Below are 5,622 nucleotides of genomic sequence, written 5' to 3'. Positions count from 1 at the left end.
AAAATCTTCTCGCAGTTTTAAGTAGACCAATTTCGATTACTGCCAAAAAGAATAAGACTGCGGTGAAGATTGATTACAAAGTTATCGTGGATTTGCCTGAAAGTTAGGGCTAATTCACCAGCCACTAGATATGCCAGTTAATTCTGATGAGGATAAGCTATTGAAAGTATTATGGAACTTTGTCAATTGGTGTTGATGAATAGTTTTTATCTTTTGAGGTTTCTCCGTTGTGGAGAGACCTTTTTGTTATTCAATGGGATTGAGTGCTTTGGTGGCCTTTATGAGTCTGATTTTGGACTATGGGTACAGGATTCCTAGTGTTAGTTGGCATACTCCTCCCCGGGGTACCAGTATGAGTTCAAGGACCACTAAGCAATCAGTTGGTAAATTCGTTTGAACATGCGCTCCTGATTTGCAAAGCCATAACAGGAACGTTTAAGTTCTTTGATTTTGCGATTGACACCTTCGATTGGTCCATTGGAAAGCAAGGTCTGAGAGGCATTTAAAACCCCGCGGATATTTAGCTTCAAGGTAGCAATCGCCGTATCCATTGGTTCACCGCAAGGTTGGTAGTTCTCGATCAGCGCCTTAAGGCGTTTAGGGTGACCTCCCAGCAATGCGTCATGAATGTCGATATACGTCTCATAGGCGGTCTTCAGCTTTGGAAAGGGATCAATACCAATGTCAATAACCTCTTGATCGGTGAGGGATTCATTAAGACCGAAGCGATAATGGCGGTACTTTGCGTCTGGCTTGGCCTTGTGCAAAGTCTTCCAGTTGGTCTTCAAGGCTTTGTATTCACGTGAATGTTTGTCGGATATCTGTTTGAGGGCCTGAATGCGGATCTGATCCATTGCACGCCCGATGAGCTGAATAACGTGGAATCTGTCAATTACGATCTCAGCGTTTGGAAAGAGCTCGTGAGCAAAGTTCTGGTAGGCGGCGTTCATATCCATACAGATGTGTTTGACGCCGGCTCTTTGCTCGCTCGAATAGTGGCTCTTGAAGAAGTCCTTAATGGTCGCTGAGAGACGATCACCAAGCACTGTGACCCTTTTGTGAGTATCTGCGTCAATACAGATAAATGACATTGTGGAGTGAGTCGAACGGAACTCATCAAAACACAAATTTACTGGGAGGTAGTTGAGCGGATGCGGCTTGATATCATCGTCGATGATGCGCTCAATAGAAGTCGTCGAGATACCAGTAATAGAAGCTATCTGTTTCCCTGGTATAGCAAGTTTAGAGAGCTTGAGCGCATACTCCGAAATTCCGGTAGAGATCGCATGATTAGGCTTTACGACGGGCGTCGTGGCAGTGAGAGTTGACCGACAGTTACTACAACGCCAGCGCTGCTTATCCAACTCTAGGATTACCGGGCAATCAGTTGGGCCGTTGACGTGAATACGCGTACGGATGTGCCCATTGCGTCGCAATGCCGGCATGCCACAACTTGGACAGCGTTCTAGGAAATACGTCAGTTCTGCATGAACCACCTGATACTTCTTACGACCCTGGCCGTGACCGCGGATCTCATCACGTACATCACTGACCGTGATATTCGAATCTGTAATTCCAAGCAGCTTAAGAGTACTATTTAAGTCGGACATCTAGTCATACCTCGCTTTGTTTGGGTTTCGTCGCTTAAAGCATAGCACCGAGGAGACTAGGTGTTCTTTTGTTATACAAAGATGGATCTAGAATCTCTGGCGTTATTAGTATCAACACCAAAAATTCTAGATCCAGTATTATTGGCCTGCCATCCGGCGGACTTTTTGATTGCAAAAAATAAGCCCCATATAGGGACTAGGGTGTACTAATTGGTATGCACATGGTTGGTACACGTGACTACTCTGTGGTCTTTCATGACGTGCAAGTTATATGGGCCTCGCCTCTAGAATGAGTTATTATTGAGTGCCACGGGTGCTCAAAATATCGGTATAAAAGCATTTCTAGTTTTGGGCTTGTCACTGATTTGCACTGATTTTCAAACCTAGGTGATTATCTAAATAGCTAGGCAGACGCCAGCCAATTCATTATGAGGCGCTATTTTTAATTTTCAGAACGTCCCCACTCTGCTATACTTCTTTTCGTAACATAAAATTTGGAGGCATTCAAAATGATTAAAGAATTTAGAGACTTCATTATGCGTGGCAACGTTCTAGATCTTGCTGTAGGTGTCATTATTGGCGGTGCGTTCACCGCTGTTGTAACTTCCCTGACCAAAAACTTGATCAACCCAATTATTTCTATGTTTGTAGGTAAGGCTGATTTAAGTAAGCTATATTTTACAATTTTGAACGCAAAATTTACGTATGGCAGCTTTCTTAACGACGTCATTAACTTCTTGATCACTGCTTTTGTAGTCTTTATTATTGTCAAGACGGTTAATCGTATTATGCCGTCTAAACAACCTGATGCTCCTGTTGTTTCGAAGGAAGAACTCTTACTTACACAGATTCGCGATTTACTGCGCAATTCAAAATGAGCTATCGTAAGTAGTAAGAGGGAATAGATACCTTCGGCTTTCTTTTTGGCGTTAACTCCTGTATACTTATAATTAGTAACAAAGAATATATTTAATGGGAGGGATTTACATGCACTTCATTTGGTCACTAATTGTTGGCGCAATAATCGGTGCTATTGCTGGCGCTATTACAAGCAAAGGAAAATCGATGGGTTGGATTGCAAATATTATTGCTGGGCTCATCGGATCATCTATTGGTGAAGCACTACTCGGCCATTGGGGTCCTAAACTTGCTGGTATGGCAATAATTCCATCGATAGTTGGCGCAGTGATTGTCGTAGCGGTTGTATCATTCTTTGTTGGTAGATCTAAAGATTGATTGGAGGTCATATGCATGGATGCTTTAAAATCAATTTTTACATTTATGGTAGCCAGCACTTTGCTGGTTGGAGGAGCTCTGGTAGCTGGTACAATTTGGGCAGCCAAGAAAATAGATAAGGCTGGGGATAAATTGCAGGATTCGATTCATGACTAGTGATATACGGACCGTCTGTGATGGACGCACGTTCGCAAAATCAAGATGAAAGCGTAACTTTCAGCAGAATACGGTACGGTTGAGGTACGAGAAGACCTGATGCTACACACGGCAAAGGGTATCGTGGTTTAAGATGCATCGAAATTAACCCCAGCTCGGCATGTCAATTGGCATGCCGAGTTTTTTTACTCTTTCAACGAGCTATACCAATTACCTAGCGGCACGAAAAGCTGTGAGCTCAGACAAAAAGTACTCCGGCGGGCTGGTCATGGAACGCAATGTCGCTCGTCGGAGCTAACTCGCAAAAACCGCGAGTGGACCACCGCCGACAAAGCGGAAAGAAACAGTAACGAGTCACTATTTAGAATCATTACCGAGAAAAACTTGACGCATACGAAGTGAAGCACGTTATTGGAGCAAGGCTCAATGAGTTTTATAATGCATATAATGATTGCATTATTTCCGATGAAAATCTCCCAAGTCTTGATATACGTGACGCATTTCAAGATTACATGTTAATGGCAGTCATAAAATGTAGGAAAGGGCGTGCGGACGTTTTTCTGGACTTTCAACCTCAGGCGGCCTTGCTCTGACGGTATTCTTGCGGGCTCTTTCCTCCTAAAACTTTTTTTCTTCGCTTTGTGTTATACCACTCGATATACAGGTCGAGTTCTTTGGTGAAATCATCAATAGATTATCCTAGCCAACTTCTGTTGTAAAAGAACTCAGTCTTTAGATGACCGAAGAAGCTCTCCGCTTGAGCATTATCTGGGGTGCTGGCTTTTTTCGACATAGAACGTGTGAAGCCGAATCCATTCATTAACTCAATCCAGCCTGGCCAACGATAATGCGCGCCTCGATCTGAATGTACAATAGGTTTCTCGTTGAGCGTAAAGGTCTCTGCCGCAGCGCTGAGCATTGTGTTAACCAGTTCGGCGTTAGGACTGGTGCCAATTGTCCAACTCGTGATTTGGCCGTCAAAGCAATCAATTAGCGGAGACAAGTATACCTTCCCCGCCTGGATAGAAAACTCCGTAATGTCCGTAACGAGCTTCTGGTTGGGAGCCTCAGCTTGAAAGTCTCGATCAAGAATATTGGGGACTGCCGGCGTGATTTCTCCTGCATACGAGCTGTATTTGCGACACCGGGTAACGGTGACTTCCAGACCTTCCTCACTCATCAATCGTCGGATCACTTTTTCGGAAAGATGGATGCCCTCATCATCTAATTCCATCTTGATCCGGCGATATCCATAGCTCTCGTAGTTCTGTTTAAAGATAACTTTTAAACGAGGACGGATGGCCTCATACTTATCGCCTTTAGCGATGGCGTCACGTTGATAGAAGTAGCTACTCTTCGACAGCTGAAGCGCCTTGAGTAACGTATTGAGCGAGTATTTGTCACGCAGGGCATCAATCACCTGAACCTTTTCTCGATTGGTCAGATTTAGATGATCGATGCCCAGATCTTTTTTTAGAAGGGCGTTCACTTGGAGGAGGATATCATTTTGAAGCTCAAGTTCTTTGATTCGAGCTTGGAGGCTTGAGACTTCTGGGTTAACTATTTTCTCGGCACTTCTTTCATCTGATAAACTAGGCGCCTGCTTTGCCGGAAAGGTTTCTCCAAGTACGTCTCGTTTCCAACCATAAAGTGTTTCACGGCTGACCCCGAAGTCCTCTGCGATTTCTCTGGCCGGAACCTCTCGCTTATAAAGCGCCTCAACAGCCTTGGCCTTAACTTCTTCAGTTGCGGCGGGCTTATTCACAACTGTACGACTCCGCAACGTATCATCACAACGTGGGTCTTCAAGAAGCCACTCGCGAAGAAGTTGGCGTGAGGGATATCCAAGTGCCTTGACTGTCTTAGTGATAAACTGACCGTGCTCAAAAAAGTGATCCACTGCGGCCTGGCGCTGAGTATCAGAGTACTTGGGTTTTCGTTTTCTAGGAGTATCGGTATGCGTCGCTTTGGCATCTTCTTCATAGTCTTTGATCCACCGTTTCAAGGCGCCCAAAGACGGATAACCTAATTCTCGGGTTACTGCACTCCATGAATGATGATATTGGTAGTAGAGCTCGATAGCTCTTTTCTTGTCTGCTTTTGAATACATAATGACATCATACCCGAAGTCCAGGTTTTTGTCCGCACGCCCAAAACCACATTTTAAAACCGCCCTTGACAATTACACGCCAGATTATGCTCAAAAGTCATATTTAGAAGGGTAAAAACTGTTTGCCAATATTGCACATGAATTTAATAAAAAACATGGTGATGATGACGCCGACGTTGACTATCTGCTTAAATTTATTGATGTAGCAAACCAAGCTCTGGATGTGCCACTATCTTTGGAAAATTCGGTAGACGGTGTGGTATGCGATTACTTCGTTAAATCCGTTGAGATGAAACTATCGAAGATGTGACATTCGAGTTTTTACTATTCACACCCTGAGATAAAATACTCAGTTTTGAATTGCTACTATTTAGTTGATTTCAACGCCGCCTATCGAGGTGCGATGAATCTTAATGAGTGCTGTAGCGCTGTGATGCTGATACTCTTGCATGCCGTCACGATGTATCTGTAATCCACAACAGGGAGGCTACCGAATAGTAACAGCAGTGA

At 44.0% G+C, this 5,622-nt stretch carries 4 protein-coding genes and 1 pseudogene; 3 read left to right on the top strand and 2 right to left on the bottom strand.

Going from position 1 to position 5,622, the window contains the following annotated elements; translation table 11 throughout:
- Positions 1-368: 368 nt before the first annotated feature.
- A complete protein-coding gene (locus ACGG90_RS15190; protein ID WP_390410680.1) occupies positions 369-1,610 on the bottom strand; it encodes an ISL3 family transposase in 1,242 nt (413 codons plus the stop codon).
- Between the two features lie 509 nt (positions 1,611-2,119).
- Here ACGG90_RS15190 and mscL point away from each other — a divergent pair.
- From mscL to ACGG90_RS15175, 3 genes are all read left to right on the top strand, one after another.
- Entirely contained in the window at positions 2,120-2,488 is a 369-nt protein-coding gene (mscL, locus tag ACGG90_RS15185) for a large-conductance mechanosensitive channel protein MscL (protein ID WP_033572654.1), read from the top strand.
- Between the two features lie 109 nt (positions 2,489-2,597).
- Positions 2,598-2,846, top strand: a complete 249-nt coding sequence (locus ACGG90_RS15180; RefSeq protein ID WP_033572653.1) for a GlsB/YeaQ/YmgE family stress response membrane protein — start codon at positions 2,598-2,600, stop codon at positions 2,844-2,846.
- Between the two features lie 15 nt (positions 2,847-2,861).
- Positions 2,862-3,002 carry a hypothetical protein gene (locus tag ACGG90_RS15175; RefSeq protein WP_191979342.1) on the top strand — a complete coding sequence of 47 codons (141 nt, stop codon included), beginning with the start codon at positions 2,862-2,864 and terminating at the stop codon, positions 3,000-3,002.
- A 574-nt stretch (positions 3,003-3,576) separates the two neighbouring features.
- On the opposite strand, the pseudogene ACGG90_RS15170 reads toward ACGG90_RS15175, so the two are convergent.
- Positions 3,577-5,112, bottom strand: a pseudogene (locus ACGG90_RS15170) (IS3 family transposase).
- Positions 5,113-5,622 lie beyond the last annotated feature (510 nt).

This window comes from Lacticaseibacillus jixiensis (assembly GCF_042847315.1).
Classification (GTDB): Bacteria; Bacillota; Bacilli; order Lactobacillales; family Lactobacillaceae; genus Lacticaseibacillus; species Lacticaseibacillus jixiensis.
Note: the sequence above shows the minus strand (reverse complement) of the source record. Positions and strands in the feature narration are given on the sequence as shown.

What these genes read in the sequence shown, in the direction of transcription:
- mscL (WP_033572654.1), top strand. Translation starts at nt 2,120, where the DNA reads ATGATTAAAGAATTTAGAGACTTCATTATGCGTGGCAACGTTCTAGAT.
- ACGG90_RS15175 (WP_191979342.1), top strand. Translation starts at nt 2,862, where the DNA reads ATGGATGCTTTAAAATCAATTTTTACATTTATGGTAGCCAGCACTTTG.
- ACGG90_RS15180 (WP_033572653.1), top strand. Translation starts at nt 2,598, where the DNA reads ATGCACTTCATTTGGTCACTAATTGTTGGCGCAATAATCGGTGCTATT.
- ACGG90_RS15190 (WP_390410680.1), bottom strand. Translation starts at nt 1,610, where the DNA reads ATGTCCGACTTAAATAGTACTCTTAAGCTGCTTGGAATTACAGATTCG.